Annotated in this window: 17 protein-coding genes; 14 read left to right on the top strand and 3 right to left on the bottom strand. The window is 69.4% G+C overall.

All coding sequences use genetic code 11. The annotated features are described in order from the left end of the window. The first annotated feature begins 33 nt into the window (after positions 1 to 33). Positions 34 to 492 carry a TM2 domain-containing protein gene (locus LPN01_RS06255; protein WP_262827506.1) on the top strand — a complete coding sequence of 153 codons (459 nt, stop codon included), beginning with the start codon at positions 34 to 36 and terminating at the stop codon, positions 490 to 492. A 53-nt stretch (positions 493 to 545) separates the two neighbouring features. Here the strand turns inward: LPN01_RS06255 and LPN01_RS06250 are convergent, their stop codons facing one another. Continuing rightward, positions 546 to 839 (bottom strand): hypothetical protein, encoded by a 294-nt coding sequence (locus tag LPN01_RS06250; RefSeq protein ID WP_262827505.1) that lies wholly within the window; start codon positions 837 to 839, stop codon positions 546 to 548. A gap of 130 nt (positions 840 to 969) precedes the next feature. On the opposite strand from LPN01_RS06250, the gene LPN01_RS06245 reads away from it, so the two are divergent. Continuing rightward, complete coding sequence (locus tag LPN01_RS06245; RefSeq protein WP_410482802.1) at positions 970 to 1,491, top strand: thioredoxin family protein; 522 nt, start codon at positions 970 to 972, stop codon at positions 1,489 to 1,491. A 147-nt stretch (positions 1,492 to 1,638) separates the two neighbouring features. On the opposite strand, the gene purB is transcribed toward LPN01_RS06245, so the two are convergent. Continuing rightward, positions 1,639 to 2,952, bottom strand: coding sequence for an adenylosuccinate lyase (purB, locus tag LPN01_RS06240; protein ID WP_262827504.1), 1,314 nt, complete (start codon positions 2,950 to 2,952; stop codon positions 1,639 to 1,641). A gap of 215 nt (positions 2,953 to 3,167) precedes the next feature. Between purB and LPN01_RS06235 the strand changes: the two genes are divergently transcribed. Further along, positions 3,168 to 3,650, top strand: coding sequence for an EF-hand domain-containing protein (locus LPN01_RS06235; RefSeq protein WP_262827503.1), 483 nt, complete (start codon positions 3,168 to 3,170; stop codon positions 3,648 to 3,650). Positions 3,651 to 3,734: 84 nt separating this feature from the next. On the opposite strand, the gene radC is transcribed toward LPN01_RS06235, so the two are convergent. Next, positions 3,735 to 4,451 (bottom strand): RadC family protein, encoded by a 717-nt coding sequence (gene radC, locus LPN01_RS06230; RefSeq protein ID WP_262827502.1) that lies wholly within the window; start codon positions 4,449 to 4,451, stop codon positions 3,735 to 3,737. Positions 4,452 to 4,525: 74 nt separating this feature from the next. Between radC and LPN01_RS06225 the strand changes: the two genes are divergently transcribed. From LPN01_RS06225 to uvrC, 11 genes are all read left to right on the top strand, one after another. Further along, complete coding sequence (locus LPN01_RS06225; protein WP_262827501.1) at positions 4,526 to 7,672, top strand: YdbH domain-containing protein; 3,147 nt, start codon at positions 4,526 to 4,528, stop codon at positions 7,670 to 7,672. A 17-nt stretch (positions 7,673 to 7,689) separates the two neighbouring features. Then, positions 7,690 to 7,896: a YnbE family lipoprotein gene (locus LPN01_RS06220; RefSeq protein ID WP_262827500.1), complete on the top strand. Its 207-nt coding sequence runs from the start codon at positions 7,690 to 7,692 to the stop codon at positions 7,894 to 7,896. A gap of 1 nt (position 7,897) precedes the next feature. Further along, positions 7,898 to 8,284, top strand: a complete 387-nt coding sequence (locus tag LPN01_RS06215) for a YdbL family protein (protein WP_262827499.1) — start codon at positions 7,898 to 7,900, stop codon at positions 8,282 to 8,284. A 157-nt stretch (positions 8,285 to 8,441) separates the two neighbouring features. Continuing rightward, the gene (locus LPN01_RS06210; RefSeq protein WP_262827602.1) at positions 8,442 to 8,762 is read left to right on the top strand and encodes an AtpZ/AtpI family protein; all 321 of its coding nucleotides are present in this window, start codon (positions 8,442 to 8,444) and stop codon (positions 8,760 to 8,762) included. Between the two features lie 36 nt (positions 8,763 to 8,798). Further along, positions 8,799 to 9,590 carry a F0F1 ATP synthase subunit A gene (locus LPN01_RS06205; protein WP_262827498.1) on the top strand — a complete coding sequence of 264 codons (792 nt, stop codon included), beginning with the start codon at positions 8,799 to 8,801 and terminating at the stop codon, positions 9,588 to 9,590. A gap of 41 nt (positions 9,591 to 9,631) precedes the next feature. After that, the gene (locus tag LPN01_RS06200) at positions 9,632 to 9,859 is read left to right on the top strand and encodes a F0F1 ATP synthase subunit C (protein ID WP_038662560.1); all 228 of its coding nucleotides are present in this window, start codon (positions 9,632 to 9,634) and stop codon (positions 9,857 to 9,859) included. A gap of 68 nt (positions 9,860 to 9,927) precedes the next feature. After that, positions 9,928 to 10,422, top strand: coding sequence for an ATPase (locus tag LPN01_RS06195; protein WP_262827497.1), 495 nt, complete (start codon positions 9,928 to 9,930; stop codon positions 10,420 to 10,422). Continuing rightward, positions 10,415 to 11,056 carry a hypothetical protein gene (locus tag LPN01_RS06190; RefSeq protein ID WP_262827496.1) on the top strand — a complete coding sequence of 214 codons (642 nt, stop codon included), beginning with the start codon at positions 10,415 to 10,417 and terminating at the stop codon, positions 11,054 to 11,056. The genes LPN01_RS06195 and LPN01_RS06190 overlap by 8 nt, the downstream gene beginning before the upstream one ends. A 192-nt stretch (positions 11,057 to 11,248) precedes the next feature. After that, entirely contained in the window at positions 11,249 to 11,569 is a 321-nt protein-coding gene (locus LPN01_RS06185; protein WP_262827495.1) for a DMT family transporter, read from the top strand. An 88-nt stretch (positions 11,570 to 11,657) separates the two neighbouring features. Continuing rightward, on the top strand, positions 11,658 to 12,059 hold the full coding sequence (locus LPN01_RS06180; protein WP_262827494.1) for a hypothetical protein: 402 nt from the start codon (positions 11,658 to 11,660) through the stop codon (positions 12,057 to 12,059). Between the two features lie 230 nt (positions 12,060 to 12,289). Continuing rightward, positions 12,290 to 14,221, top strand: coding sequence for an excinuclease ABC subunit UvrC (gene uvrC / locus LPN01_RS06175; protein ID WP_262827493.1), 1,932 nt, complete (start codon positions 12,290 to 12,292; stop codon positions 14,219 to 14,221). Positions 14,222 to 14,242 lie beyond the last annotated feature (21 nt).

The raw sequence follows: 14,242 nt of genomic DNA, 5'->3' as shown, positions 1-14,242 counted from the left end.
GGCACAATACACCGCGACGAACGGGGGAATTGCATGCGCGGACAGGTGCTGGGGGTGGATACGCGGACCGGCGAGGGGCTGGTCGCGGGCGACGACGGCAAGCGCTATCGCTTCACGCCCGAGGATTGGGCGCAGCGCGGCGAACCCGCGATCGGTCTTCAGGTCGATTTCGAATCGGACGGCGATCGGGCGCTGAGCGTCTTCCCGATGCCTGGCGCCGGCGGCGGGTGTCACGTCCTAGCGCCGCCACCGCCGCGCGCGCCGGTGACCGACCGCAACAAATATGTCGCCGCGCTGCTCGCCTTCTTCATCGGGACGCTGGGGGTCCACCGCTTCTATCTGAGGAGGACCGGTTCGGGGATCGTGATGCTGGTGATGAGCATCACCGTGATCGGCCTGCTGATCTCGGCGCCCTGGGCGCTGGTCGATACGATCCGCTATCTCGTCATGTCGGATCGCGACTTCGCCGCGCGCTATCCGCGCGAGCGCTGACCCAAGCCGCGCCCGTTCGGCCGGTTGGCGGAATGGGCGGGCGGGCCGATGGGTCAGAGGGTGGAAATAATCACCCCGACCACCAGCGCCTGGGCCGCGATCGCCAGCATGCTGCTGGCTGCGGTTTCGAACATGCGCATGGAAGGGTCTCCGATGCCGGAGGAATATCCGGCAAGCGCGCTATCTCTTTTATTGCTGTTGCGCGCAATATTATTGCTTGCACGCGCGCGTGCGTCCGACGCAATCGTCGCGGGATTGGGGGTGATCCGAGCAGGCCGAAATAGCCCGTATCGCGTCTCCGGCGAGGGCCGGGGTCCCGCGGGGAAGGTCCTGACCACGAAGCGCAAGGATCGTCCCGACCGCGCGGGCTTCGGACTGCGGCACGCCGCAAAGCCTGGCTGCTGGGCGGGCGAGCGTTCGTATCTTGCGTTCGGGGGGCGGAACCGCTCTGATCCGGCACCTTCACCGGAGACGCTGATGATCCGTGCCCTGTCCTTTGCCATGCTTGCCCTGGCGCTCGCGTCGCCGTCCGTGCCGCTCGCCGCCGCCGGGGTGACCGCGCCCCGCGTTGCGGTGGCGAGCTTCGACGCGCTGCCGCAGCCCCTGCCGCTGCCCTACGCGCCGGACGCCGATGCCAAGGCGGCGGTCGCCGCGGCGAAGGCGCGCGCGCTGAAGGGGCATCGCAAGCTGCTGATCGACCTCGGCGGCAATTGGTGCCTCGATTGCCGCCTGCTCGCCGGCGTCATGGACCTGCCGGCGATGCGCGGCTTCATCGCGCGACATTATGAGGTGGTCACGGTGGATATCGGCCGGTTCGACCGGAACCTCGACATCCCGGCGCGCTACGGGATCAAGGGGCGGCTCGCCGGCGTGCCCGCGCTGCTGATCGTCGATCCGAAGACCGACCGCGTGGTCAACCGCCGGCGCGAAACCGCGCTGGCCGACGCGCGCTCGCTGTCGCCGCAGGGGCTGGCCGACTGGCTGGCGCAATGGGTGTGACCTACCGCTAAATTCCTCCCCGGCACGGGGAGGGGGACCAGCGAAGCTGGTGGAGGGGTAGCCCACAGGTGTTTGGCGCTGCTGGGCTGCCCCTCCGTCACGCCTGCGGCGTGCGGCGTGCCACCTCCCCGTGCCGGGGAGGACTGGTTACGCGCCGAAGACGCGGGCGAAGATCGTGTCGACGTGCTTCAGGTGATAGCCGAGGTCGAACTTCTCCTCGAGCTGCGCAGGCGACAGCGCCGCGGTGACCTCCGCATCGGCCTTGAGCAGCTCGAGCAGCGACAGCCGACCGTCCGATTCCCACACCTTCATCGCGTTGCGCTGGACCAGCCGGTACGAATCCTCGCGGCTGACCCCCGCCTGGGTCAGCGCCAGCAACACGCGCTGCGAATGGACGAGCCCGCCCATCTTGTTGAGGTTCTTTTCCATCCGCTCCGGATAGACGAGCAGCTTGTCGATGACGCCGGTCAGGCGGGCGAGCGCGAAGTCGAGCGTGATCGTCGCATCGGGGCCGATGTAGCGCTCGACCGACGAGTGCGAGATGTCGCGCTCGTGCCACAGGGCCACGTTCTCCAGCGCGGGCGTTACGTAGCCGCGCACCATGCGGGCGAGGCCGGTCAGGTTCTCGGTCAGCACCGGATTGCGCTTGTGCGGCATCGCCGACGAGCCCTTCTGGCCGGGGCTGAAATATTCCTCCGCCTCCAGCACTTCGGTCCGCTGGAGGTGACGCACCTCGGTCGCGAGCCGTTCGATCGAGCCGGCGATGACACCCAGTGTCGCGAAGAACATCGCGTGGCGGTCGCGCGGGATGACCTGCGTCGAGACGGGCTCGACCGACAGGCCGAGCTTCGCGGCGACATGCGCCTCGACCGAGGGATCGATGTTGGCGAAGGTGCCGACCGCGCCCGAGATCGCGCAGGTCGCGATGTCCGCCCGCGCCGCGATCAGCCGGGTCCGGCAGCGATCGAATTCGGCATAGGCCTGCGCCAGCTTGAGTCCGAAGGTCACCGGCTCGGCATGGATGCCGTGGCTGCGGCCGATCGTCGGCGTCATTTTGTGCTCGATCGCGCGGCGCTTGAGCACGTCGAGCAGCCGGTCGAGATCGGCGAGCAGGATGTCGGACGCCTGCGCCAGCTGCACCGCGAGCGCGGTGTCGAGCACGTCGGACGAGGTCATGCCCTGATGCATGAAGCGCGCCTGATCGCCGACATTGGCCGCCACCCAGGTGAGGAAGGCGATGACATCGTGCTTCGTCACCGCCTCGATCCCGTCGATCGCGGCCACGTCGATCGCGGGATTGGTGTTCCACCACGCCCAGAGGGCGGCGGCGGCGTCCTTCGGCACGACGCCCAGCGCGGCGAGCGCGTCGGTGGCATGCGCCTCGATCTCGAACCAGATGCGGAACCGGTTCTCCGGCGTCCAGATCGCGGTCATCTCGGGGCGGGAATAGCGGGGGACCATGATGTTCCTTCGTCCTGCGGGGCGCACGGGTCGTCGTGTCCGTTTCGGCACGACTCGCGGATTTCTGCGGCGCACGTAGCAGTGCGGGGGCTCCGCCACAAACCTGCCGATCCGGAACCATTGCATCGAATGGATCATTCCCCATTTGAAGCAAGCGTGGCGACGGGAATAATCCAGTCGCTGCCTGGTTCATGTAGAACGATGGGAGACAAGCAATGCTGAAATATGCTCTTCTCGCCGGAGTGATGACGTTTGCTGCACCGGTAATGGCGCAGACCCAGACGAATACTGCTCCGCAGTCGACGACTGCTCCGACGCAGGCACAGGTTCCTCAATCTGTCCCGCAGGGGGCACCGGTCGCCGATGCGCAGCCGGCCTCGCCGACGCCGATGGACTCGGCGACCGCCCCGGCAACGGATACCGCCGCGGCGCAGCCGGCAGCCGGCGCGGGACAGGTGGCGAGCGTGGTCGACACCGAATTCCCGACCTACGACGCCAACAAGGACGGCAAGCTCGAAAAGGCCGAATTCGCCAGCTGGATGGTCAAGCTGAAGCAGGCAAGCGACCCGAAGGCGAGCGCGACGAGCGCGGCAACCAAATCCTGGGTCAGCGCCGCCTTTGCGCAGGCCGACAAGGACAAGAGCCAGTCGATCACCAAGCCCGAACTCGTGGGCTTCCTGAGCCAGGGTCAGTCCTGATCCGACACGTCGCGCAATATGCGTGACGACGGGGCCGCCGGAGCGATCCGGCGGCCCTTTTCGCGTTCCGTCGCGACGGCGGGATCAGATCAGTCCCTGTGCCTTCAGGCTGACATGGCCGTGCATGCCCATGATGATATGGTCATGCAGCACGATTCCCAGAGGCTCGCCGGCGACGGCGATGGCGCGCGTGATGGTGATGTCGGCGCGGCTGGGCGAAGGGTCGCCCGAAGGATGGTTGTGGACGAGGATGATCGCGGCCGATCCCAGGTCGATCGCGCGGCGGATCACCTCGCGGACGTGCACGGCGGCCTGATCGATCGAGCCTTCGCTCATCACCTCGTCGCGGATCAACATGTTGCGGGTGTTGAGGTGGAGCACGCGAAAGCGTTCGATGGCGTGATGCGCCATGTCCGCGCGGAGATAGTCGAGCAGCGCCTGCCAGTTGGCGAGCACCGGCCGCTCGGCGACCCGTGCCTTCAGCAGGCGGATCGCGATCGCGTGGGCGATCTTGATCGCCGCGGCGGAGCGGTCGCTGATTCCCCTGACGCGGGTGAGTGCCGCCGCGTCCGCGGTCAGTACCCCGCCGATCCCGCCGAATTCGCGCAGTAGCGCCTTGGCGACCGGCTTGGTGTCGATCCGCGGGATCGCGAGCATCAGCAGATATTCGATCAGCTCGTGGTCGAGCAGCGCATCGCCGCCGCCGGTCAGCAACCGGCCGCGCAGCCGGTCGCGGTGACCCGCGGTATCGTCGGGCGGCGGGGTCGCGGGTGCGTCGGGCAGGAGGGGAAGCGACGGCATCGCGCGCGAACCTAGGGCCGGTCCAATGCGGGCGCAATTGCGCGCGCGGGCCGGTCGTGGCTATGGTGGCGGCGATGGCCGAGGGCGTTGACCAGTCGAGCGAGACGCCCCCTGCGCGCCCTGCGCCGCGTACCCGTCCGGGCGTGGCCGCGAGGATCGTCATCGGTCTTGCGATCGTCGTGCTGGTACTGGTCGCCGGCGCGTGGTTGGCGCGGCGGCCGATCGCGACGCGGGTGATCGATGCCGAACTGGCGAAGCGCGGCATCGCCGCCCGCTACGGCATCGGCGATCTGGGGCCCGGCCGCCAGCGGCTGACCGACGTCGTGATCGGCGATCCCGCCGCGCCGGACCTCGTCGCCGACTGGCTGGAGGCGGATACGCGCATCGGGCTGGACGGGGCGCGCGTGATCGGGGTCCGGGCGGGACACGTCCGGCTGCGCGGCCGGCTGGTCGACGGGCGGCTGTCGCTCGGCCAGCTCGACCGGCTGATGGGACCGCCGTCGGGCGCGCGGTTCGCCTTGCCCGCACTGCACGTCGACGTGGCGGACGCCCGTATGCGGTTGCAAACGCCCGTGGGCGTCGTCGGGATTAGCATGGCCGGGCGGGGGCGGCTCGACGACGGGTTCGCCGGCACCGTCGCGATCGCCGCCGACCGGCTCGCGCGCGAGACTTGCGCCGCGGCGGGCGTGTCGGCGGTGCTGCGCGTCACCGTCACCGATGGCGCGCCGCACGTCGTCGGCCCGGTCGGGATCGTGCGCGGGGATTGTGCCGGGGCGACCGTCGCGCGCCTTGGTGCGGACGTGGATGCGCGGCTGACCCCGGCGCTCGACGGCTGGCGCGGATCGGCACGGCTGGCGACTGCGGCGATCGGCCATGCGGATCAGCGGGCCGCGGCATTGCGGGGCACGATCGGGTTCGACGGCGGCCTCAGCGCCACCGGCGGCACGATGGATCTCGCCGCGACCGGCGCCACCGCGACGATCGGCCGCGCCGATACGGTCGGGGTCGTCGGCCGATACCGGATCGCGAACGACCGGCAGTTCGCCGGGGCGGTGCGGCTCGGCGGGGCGAGCGCCCGGCCCGCCCTGATCGCTGCGCTCGACCCGGGCCACGTCGGAGTCGGCACGCCGGTGGCGCCGCTGATCGACGCGGCGACCGGCGCCGCCCGGCTGGCGGCGCGGCGGTTCGACGCCACCGCGACGGTGGCGATCCGCCAGGCGGGCACGAACGGCCGGGTGCAGGTATCGGCGGCGGACGTGACCGCCGCCAGCGGCGCGACGGTGCGGATCGCGGGGGGCAGCGGGATCGCGCTCGGCTGGCCGGGTGCGGGCGTTCGCCTCGATACCAGGCTTGCGACGTCCGGTGGTGGCCTGCCCGCCGTCACGCTGTCGCTGGCGCAGGCGCGGCCCGGTGCGCCGGTGCGCGGGCGGGCGACGATGGCGCCGTTCGCCGCCGGCACGGCGCGGCTGGCACTCGCCCCGGTCGCGTTCACCGCGATGCCGGGCGGCGCGACGCGGATCGCGACGCGGATGACGCTGTCGGGGCCGCTCGGCGACGGGCGGGTCGATGCGCTGACGCTGCCGCTCGACCTGCGCTGGGACGCGCGCGGCACGCTGGTCGCCAATCCGTCCTGCACCCCGCTCGCCCTGCGCGGGCTGCGCGTCGCGGGACTGTCGCTCGATCCGCTGCGGACCAGCCTGTGTCCATTGTCGGGGCCGATCGTCACGCTGTCGCGCGGGCGGATCGACGGCGGCGCCCGGATCGCCGCCACCCGGCTCGCGGGGCGGCTCGGCCAAACGCCGCTGGCGATCGCCGCGAGCGGCGCGCAGCTGCGGCTGGGCGCGCGCGGTTTCGCGATCGACGGGGTGTCGGCTCGGCTCGGCGGTCCCGATCGGGTGACGCGCATCGACCTTGAGCGGCTGACCGGCTCGATCGCCGGTGGCGGCGTCTCGGGGACCTTCACCGGCGGCTCGGGACAGATCGCCAACGTTCCGCTGCTGCTCGGCGCGGCGGCGGGGGACTGGTCGCTCGACGGCGGCGCCGTCGCGCTGACCGCGGCGATGACGGTGGACGATGCCGCGCCCGACCCGCGCTTCCGGACGCTGGCGGTGCGCGACGTCGCCTTCCGCCTCGCCGATGGCGCGATCGCGGCGAGCGGCACGCTGTACGAACCGACCCGCAGCGTGAAGGTCGCCGATGTGGCGATCGGCCACCGGCTGGCGTCGGGCAGCGGCACCGCCGACATCACGGTGCCCGGCATCGCCTTCACCGAGGCGTTCCAGCCCGATCGGCTCACGCGCCTGACCTATGGCGTCGTCGCCGAGGTGCGCGGCACCGTCACCGGCGCCGGGCATATCGCCTGGGATGCGCGGGGCGTGACCTCGTCGGGCCGGTTCGCGACGCGCGACGCCGCGCTCGCCGCCGCGTTCGGGCCGGTGTCGGGGATCACCACGACGATCGACTTCACCGACCTGCTCGCGCTGGAGAGCGCGCCGGCGCAGGTCGCGACGGTCGCGACGGTCAACCCGGGCATCGCGGTCACCGACGGCACGATCGTCTACCGGTTGCTCGCCGGCCAGCGGGTGCAGGTCGACAGCGGGCGCTGGCCGTTCGCGGGGGGCACGATGACGCTGCTGCCGACGACGCTCGACTTTACCGAGGCGGGGGCGCGACGGATGACGTTCCGGCTCGATGGCGTGCAGGCGGACCGGTTCCTCGGGCAGTTCGACTTCAAGAACCTCGACGCGACCGGCATCTTCGACGGCGAGCTGCCGATGGTCTTCGACGTCGCCGGGGGGCGGATCGAGAACGGCCGCTTGGCGGTGCGCGCCGGCGGCGGCAGCCTCGCCTATGTCGGCGATCTGACACAGAAGGACCTGGGGCTGTGGGGCAACATCGCCTTCCAGGCGCTGAAGTCGCTGCGCTACCGCAACCTGACGATCGCGATGAACGGGCCGCTGGCCGGCGAGATGGTGACCGACGTGCGCTTCGCTGGCGTGACGCAGGGGCAGGGCGCGAAGAGCAACGTCATCGTCCGGCGGCTGCAAAAGCTGCCGTTCGTGTTCAATATCCGGATCAGGGCGCCGTTCCGGGGCCTGCTCGATTCGGCGCAGGCCTTCTACGATCCCCGCCGCCTCATTCGCCAGCACCTGCCCGAGCTGCTCGAACGCGAAAAGGCGACGCCGCTCATTCAGCCTCCCGCAACCGGACCCATGCCATGACCCAGACAGGATTGACGATGTTGGAGCGAATCACGACCTCGGCGCGTATGACGGGGACGATCGGGATCGGGCTGGCGACGGCGGGGCTGGGCGGGTGCATCAACGTGTCCGCGCCGAACAAGCCGATCGAGATCAACCTCAACATCAGCGTCACGCAGGAAGTGGTCTATCGGCTCGATGGCGAGGCGAAGACGCTGATCCAGCAGAATCCGGGGATATTCTGAGATGAACATGCTTCTCACCACCAGCCGCGTCGCGATCGCCGCCGGCGTGCTGGCGCTCGCCGGCCTGTCCGCCGCCGCCTTCGCGCAGCGCGACCCGGCCTATGCCGCCGCGCGCGAGGCGAAGCAGGTCGGCGAACAGCCCGACGGCTATCTCGGCGTGGTCAGCGGCGGTCCCGCGGTGCAGGCACTGGTCCGCGACATCAACATCAAGCGCAAGGCGGCCTATACCGCGAGCGCGCAGGCGAGCGGCGCGACGGTGGAGCAATTCGCCTTCACCAGTGGCTGCAACCTGGTCGCCAAGGTCGGGCAGGGCGAGATGTACCGGACCCCCGCGGGCCAGTGGAAGGAGAACACGGGCACGCCCGAACTCGACGCGCGCTGCAAGTAACCGCGCCATCCGCGCCGTGCCGGGGCGGTATCAAGGTACTATGTTCTGCCCGGTTGACACCCCGGCACCCCTTACCTAAACGGGCCACGCCTTGGCGGGATCGCTCGTCCTTGCGCGTTTTCTCCCCCGGCTGAACGAAACAGGCGAGGGTTGGCGCGTGGCGGAAGACGATACCGGACGAGACTTCACCAGCGCGGAGGATCCGCGGCTTTCCGCGCTCGACGAGCGGTTGAAGGAAGCCCGGCATCAGGAAGCGTTGCGGACGGGGCAGGGGGCGCCGACGGCCGATGCGGGATATTCGCTCGGCAATCGCGTGCTCGCCGCCCTGATCGGAAGCCTCGTCGGCAGCGCGCTGATCGGGTGGTGTATAGACCGCTGGTTCGGCACGACGCCGTGGGCGCTGATCGTGATGCTGTTCCTCGGAATCGCCGTCGCGTTCAGGCAGATCATTCGAATTGCAGGCGAACGCCCGGAATAACCGGGCGTTTTGCTTATCAGGGAGCGAGCGAGCCACGTGGCGGCAGAATCGGGCAGCAAGATCGATCCGATGCACCAGTTCCTGATCGAACCTCTGTTCGGTCGGCATTGGGTCGTCGCGGGTTACGACATCTCGTTCACCAACTCGGCGTTGTGGATGGTCATCACGCTCGTCAGCCTGTGGCTGTTCATGCTGGGCGGGATGAAGCGCGAGCTCGTCCCCGGCCGCTGGCAGGCCGCGGTCGAGGGGTTCACCGGCTTCGTCTCCAACATGCTGACGTCGAACATCGGGCCGCAGGGCAAGCGCTTCGTCCCCTACGTCTTCTCGCTGTTCATGTTCATCCTGTTCGCCAACATCTGGGGCCTGACCCCGGTCGGTGTCGTGCCGGGCTGGCATCCGTTCACCATCACCAGCCACCTGACCGTTACCGGCGTGCTGGCGATCATCAGCTTCTCGATCGTCCTGATCGTCGGCTTCGGCAAGCACGGCTTCCACTTCTTCAGCCTGTTCGTGCCGCACGGCACGCCGGCGCTGATGATCCCGCTGATCTTCGTCGTCGAGCTGATGAGCTTCCTGGTCCGCCCGTTCAGCCTCGGCCTGCGACTGTTCGTGGCGATGACCGCGGGGCATATCCTGCTCAAGGTGCTCGCGGCATTCGTCATCAGCGGCCTCAACCTCGGCATCGGCTATGGCCTGCTGGTGTCGCTGCCCAGTTTCCTGCTGATGATCGGGATCACGCTGCTCGAACTGCTGGTCGCCGCGATCCAGGCCTATGTCTTTGCGCTGCTGACGAGCGTCTATCTGAACGACGCCGTCAACCTGCACTGAGTTTTCTTCGTTAACCACTGAATTGATACGGGAGTTTTGAAATGGACGCAGAAGCCGCCAAGATGATCGGTGCCGGTCTGGCCGCGATCGGCATGGGCCTCGCCTCGCTGGGCGTGGGCAACGTGTTCGCCAAGTTCCTCGAGGGCGCGCTGCGCAATCCGGGCGCCGCGGACAGCCAGCAGGGCCGCCTGTTCATCGGCTTCGCGGGCGCCGAGCTGCTCGGTCTGCTCGCCTTCGTGACGATGATCATCCTGCTGTTCGTCGCCTAACAACAAGCCGTCCGGCCGGACCGTCCCCGTGCATGCGGGGGCGGTCCGGTGGACAGCTCGAGGTCACCATGCCCCAGATTTCGCAGATCGCCGCCACCTACGCCTCGCAGATCTTCTGGCTGCTCATCACCTTCGGCATCCTGTACTTCGGGATCGGCAAGATGATGGTGCCCAGGGTCATCGCGACCGTCGACGCGCGTGAAGGCCAGATCGCGGCCGACCTCGCCGCGGCCGAACAGGCGCGCCTGTCCGCCGACACGGTGGAGGCGGCATGGCGCCTGAAGATGGACGAGGCGCGCGCCGCCGCGCTCGCCGAGACCAGCGCCGCCAAGGCGCAGGCCGCCAAGACCACCGAAAGCCAGATGCGGTCCGCCGATGCGGAACTCGCCGAGCGGATGGCCCATCACGACCTCGCCGTCGGCAACGCCAAGGCGGCGGCGATGCTCAACCTCCAGTCGGTCGCGGCGGACGTCGCGCAGGAACTGGTGACCAAGGTGTCGGGCCTGACCGTCGGCATCGATGCCGCCGCGGATGCGGTACGGAGGACCAGCGCTCATGGCTAATCCCGTCGTCAACGGCGATGCCGCCGTCGCCGCAAACCTTGCCGACGCGACCGAGACGCAGGGCCTGCAGACGCGCGACGTGCGCGACGGCAGCCAGCTGACCGCGAACGTGTCCGAACCCGGTGCGGAGCATGTCGCGGAAGCGACCGCGCTGGGCTTCAACACCACCGGCTGGGTCGGCATCGCCGCGCTCGTCGTGCTGGTGGGGATGCTGATCGTGAAGGTACCCGCGAAGATCGCGGCATCGCTCGACAAGCAGATCGCGGGCGTTCGCGCCCAGCTCGACGAGGCCAAGGCGCTGCGTGCCGATGCCGAGCGGCTGCGTGCAGAGTATGAGGCCAAGGCGAAGGCTGCCGAGGCCGACGCCGTGACCATGCGCCAGCATGCGCAGCAGGAGGCGAACCAGATCATCGCCAAGGCGAAGCGCGATGCGGAGGATCTGATGGCCCGCCGCACCAAGCGCGCCGAGGACAAGATCGCCGCCGCCGAACGCAATGCGATCGCCGAAGTGCGCGCGCTCGCCGCCGAAACCGCGACGCGGGCGGCGGCGACGCTGATCGCCGAGCATCACGACGCCGGCGCCGACCGGTCGATGATCGACCGCGCGATCACGGGGCTCGGCCGCCCCAACTGAGCTCACGATCCTCCCCGGCACGGGGAGATGGCACCGCGAAGCGGTGATGGAGGGGGGACTTCCCCGAGGGCTCTCCTCTCCACCGATCAGCGCATGTCCCCCGACGGGCGTGACAGTGCCTTACCGACGCGCGTCTCTTCCCGGGTTTCCGGCGCGGTCCTGTCATCACGAGCCCGCGAAGGAGTCACATCCATGTCGTGGGCAATCCTCGCCGTCGCCGTCTTTACCGAAATCTGCTGGGCGCTCAGCCTGAAATGGGCGGCGACGCTGGGGACGTGGACCGCGTCCAGCGTGCCGATCGTCCTGTCGTTCGTGAACATGGGCCTGCTCGCGCTGGCGATGCGCGGCCTGCCCGCCGGCACCGCCTATGCGGTGTGGACCGGCTGTGGCGCCGTCGGCGTCATCATCGGCGGCATCTTCCTGTTCGGCGACCGGGTCGGCGCCGTGCAGGCGGGCTTCATGGCGCTGACCGTCATCGGCATCGTCGGGACCAAGATGTTCGCGCAGGCATAAGCGGCCGACCGGGACCTTTCGCGGCGGAGCCGGTGTGGTACAAGGCTGCGCGCACCCCGGTCGGGCGGCGCCCCGACGAGGTGATCCGATGCCGATCCTGCTGTCCCTGCTGCTGATCGCCGGCCAGCAGCAACCCTCCGCCGCCGCGGCCGCGGCCGACCGGTTCGCGCTCGACCTGCCCGCGGCGCAGGCGCCGGTGCCGGTAGCGCCTGCGGCGGCCACGGGATTCTCGCTCGATACGCCGATCGCCACGTTGATCGCCGATCCGCGCGCCAAGGCGGTGCTCGACCGCGATGTGCCCGGCCTGAGCAGCGACGAGAATCTCCCGAAGTTCGAGGGCCTGTCGCTGCGCAAGCTCGCGCCGCTGAGCGGCGGCCAGATGACCGCGACGCTGCTCGCGCAGGTCGAGCGCGACCTCGCCGCGATCGAAGGTGCGCCGCCGCCAATCAAGAAGGTCGAGAGCCGGCGGGCGTTGCCGGTCGGGCGCTGAGGCCGGTTCCCGTGGGGACGACGGGGGCGGGCGACATCCTTCCCGTTCGAACACGTCATCCCCCCCCAAAGCGGGGATCCATACCGGCTGGCTGCGCGACTCCATCGGGAACGCACGCATGTGGGCATCCGCCTTCGCGGGAATGACGGGCCGATTGGGGCGGGCCGGGCGCAGAGTCTGCCCCTTCGCCCCGCACCATCCCCCTAGCCCCGCACCGCTGCGACTCCTACATGGCGGGCATGTCGTCCTACGGTCCGCCCGATCGATTCAACGAAGAACGCGCCACCTATACCGTCCGCGGGTCCGATACGCCGGATCTCGACGCAGGGATCGCCGCGATCCGCAACGTCCTAAATACGCTGCCGACGCGGTCCGGCGTCTATCGGATGCAGGATGCCAAGGGCGACGTGCTGTACGTCGGCAAGGCACGGTCGCTGAAGCAGCGGGTGGCCAATTACACGCAGGTGAAGGGCCTGACCAAGCGGCTCCAGCGGATGATCGCGCAGACCCGGTCGATGACGATCGTCACCACCAACAACGAGGCGGAGGCGCTGCTGCTCGAGGCGCAGCTCATCAAGCGCTACCGCCCCGCCTACAACGTGCTGTTGCGCGACGACAAATCCTTCCCCTTCATCCTGCTGCGCGGCGACCACGATTTCCCGCGCGTGCAGAAGCATCGCGGCGCGCGCCGCGCGGCGGGCAATTATTATGGCCCGTTCGCCAGCGCGGGCAGCGTCAACAACACGCTCAACGCCTTGCAGAAGCTGTTCCTGCTGCGCTCGTGCACCGACGGGTTTTTCAAGACGCGTGACCGGCCGTGCCTGCTCTACCAGATCAAGCGCTGCTCGGCGCCGTGCGTCGGCCGGATCGACGTCGCGGGCTACAAGGAACTGGTCGACGATTGCCGCGACTTCCTGGCGGGCAAGTCGACCAAGGTGCAGGGCAAGCTCGGCGCGCAGATGCAGGTCGCGGCGGAGAACATGGACTTCGAACTGGCCGCGCTGCTGCGCGACCGGCTGAAGGCGTTGACCTTCGTCCAGGGAACGCAGGCGATCAACGCGGAAGGGGTCGGCGACGCCGACGTGTTCGCGCTTGCCTGCAAGGACGGGACGATGGGCATCCAGGCGTTCTTCATCCGCGGCGGCCAGAACTGGGGGCATCGCAGCTTCTTTCCGCAGCACACCAACGAGGTGCCCGAGGACGAGGTGCTGGCGAGCTTCCTCACCCAGTTCTACGAGGAGCTGCCCCCGCCCAAGACGATCCTGCTCGATCGCGAGCTGTCGGAAGGCGCGTTGCTGGGCGAGGCGCTGGGGGAGCGCGCCGGCTACAAGGTCGCGCTGTCGGTGCCGCAGCGCGGCGACCGGCGGCGGCTGATGGAACAGGCCAAGCGCAACGCGATCGAGGCGCTGGAGCGGCGGCTGGCGGAGAGCACGACGCAGGCGCGGCTGCTGCGCGAGGTTGCCGAGCTGTTCGACCTGCCCGAGCCGCCCGACCGGATCGAGGTCTACGACAACAGCCATATCCAGGGCACCAACGCGCTGGGTGCGATGGTCGTCGCCGGGCCGGAAGGGTTTCGCAAGGGCCAGTATCGCAAGTTCAACATCAAGGGGAACGAGGCGGCGACCGACAGCGACGTCGGCATGATGCGCGAGGTGTTCCGCCGCCGCTTCGCCCGCCAGCTGGACGAGGCGCCCGATCGCGATGACGGAACCTGGCCGGATCTGGTGCTGATCGACGGCGGCAAGCCGCAGCTGCATGCGGCGAAGGCCGTGCTGGAGGATCTCGGCATCGAGGACGTGTGCATGGTCGGCGTCGCCAAGGGGCCGCATCACGGCCGCGACGGGCGCGAGGTGTTCCACATGCTCGACGGGCGCGAATTCCAGCTGCCGGTCAACGCGCCGGTGCTCTTCTACCTCCAGCGGCTGCGCGACGAGGTACACCGCTTCGCGATCGGCGCGCATCGCGACAAGCGCTCGAAGGCGATCGGCGCGAGCCCGCTCGACGAGGTGCCGGGCATCGGCCCGGCGCGCAAGAAGGCGCTGCTGATGCATTTCGGGACGGGCCGCGCGGTGCGCAACGCCAGCCTCGAAGACCTGCAAAAGGCGCCGGGGGTATCCGCCGGTGTCGCGCAACAGGTCTACGACTTCTATCACGCGCGCTGAACGGCCTCCGTTTCTGCATTG

The sequence above is a fragment of the Sphingomonas sp. A2-49 genome (genome assembly GCF_025548555.1).
GTDB lineage: Bacteria > Pseudomonadota > Alphaproteobacteria > Sphingomonadales > Sphingomonadaceae > Sphingomonas.
This window is presented reverse-complemented; position numbering and strand designations above follow the sequence as displayed.

Coding starts and splice junctions, on each gene's coding strand:
- LPN01_RS06255 (WP_262827506.1), top strand. CDS start 34: ATGCGCGGACAGGTGCTGGGGGTGGATACGCGGACCGGCGAGGGGCTG.
- LPN01_RS06245 (WP_410482802.1), top strand. CDS start 970: ATGATCCGTGCCCTGTCCTTTGCCATGCTTGCCCTGGCGCTCGCGTCG.
- purB (WP_262827504.1), bottom strand. CDS start 2,952: ATGGTCCCCCGCTATTCCCGCCCCGAGATGACCGCGATCTGGACGCCG.
- LPN01_RS06235 (WP_262827503.1), top strand. CDS start 3,168: ATGCTGAAATATGCTCTTCTCGCCGGAGTGATGACGTTTGCTGCACCG.
- radC (WP_262827502.1), bottom strand. CDS start 4,451: ATGCCGTCGCTTCCCCTCCTGCCCGACGCACCCGCGACCCCGCCGCCC.
- LPN01_RS06225 (WP_262827501.1), top strand. CDS start 4,526: ATGGCCGAGGGCGTTGACCAGTCGAGCGAGACGCCCCCTGCGCGCCCT.
- LPN01_RS06220 (WP_262827500.1), top strand. CDS start 7,690: ATGTTGGAGCGAATCACGACCTCGGCGCGTATGACGGGGACGATCGGG.
- LPN01_RS06215 (WP_262827499.1), top strand. CDS start 7,898: ATGAACATGCTTCTCACCACCAGCCGCGTCGCGATCGCCGCCGGCGTG.
- LPN01_RS06200 (WP_038662560.1), top strand. CDS start 9,632: ATGGACGCAGAAGCCGCCAAGATGATCGGTGCCGGTCTGGCCGCGATC.
- LPN01_RS06195 (WP_262827497.1), top strand. CDS start 9,928: ATGCCCCAGATTTCGCAGATCGCCGCCACCTACGCCTCGCAGATCTTC.
- LPN01_RS06190 (WP_262827496.1), top strand. CDS start 10,415: ATGGCTAATCCCGTCGTCAACGGCGATGCCGCCGTCGCCGCAAACCTT.
- LPN01_RS06185 (WP_262827495.1), top strand. CDS start 11,249: ATGTCGTGGGCAATCCTCGCCGTCGCCGTCTTTACCGAAATCTGCTGG.
- LPN01_RS06180 (WP_262827494.1), top strand. CDS start 11,658: ATGCCGATCCTGCTGTCCCTGCTGCTGATCGCCGGCCAGCAGCAACCC.
- uvrC (WP_262827493.1), top strand. CDS start 12,290: ATGGCGGGCATGTCGTCCTACGGTCCGCCCGATCGATTCAACGAAGAA.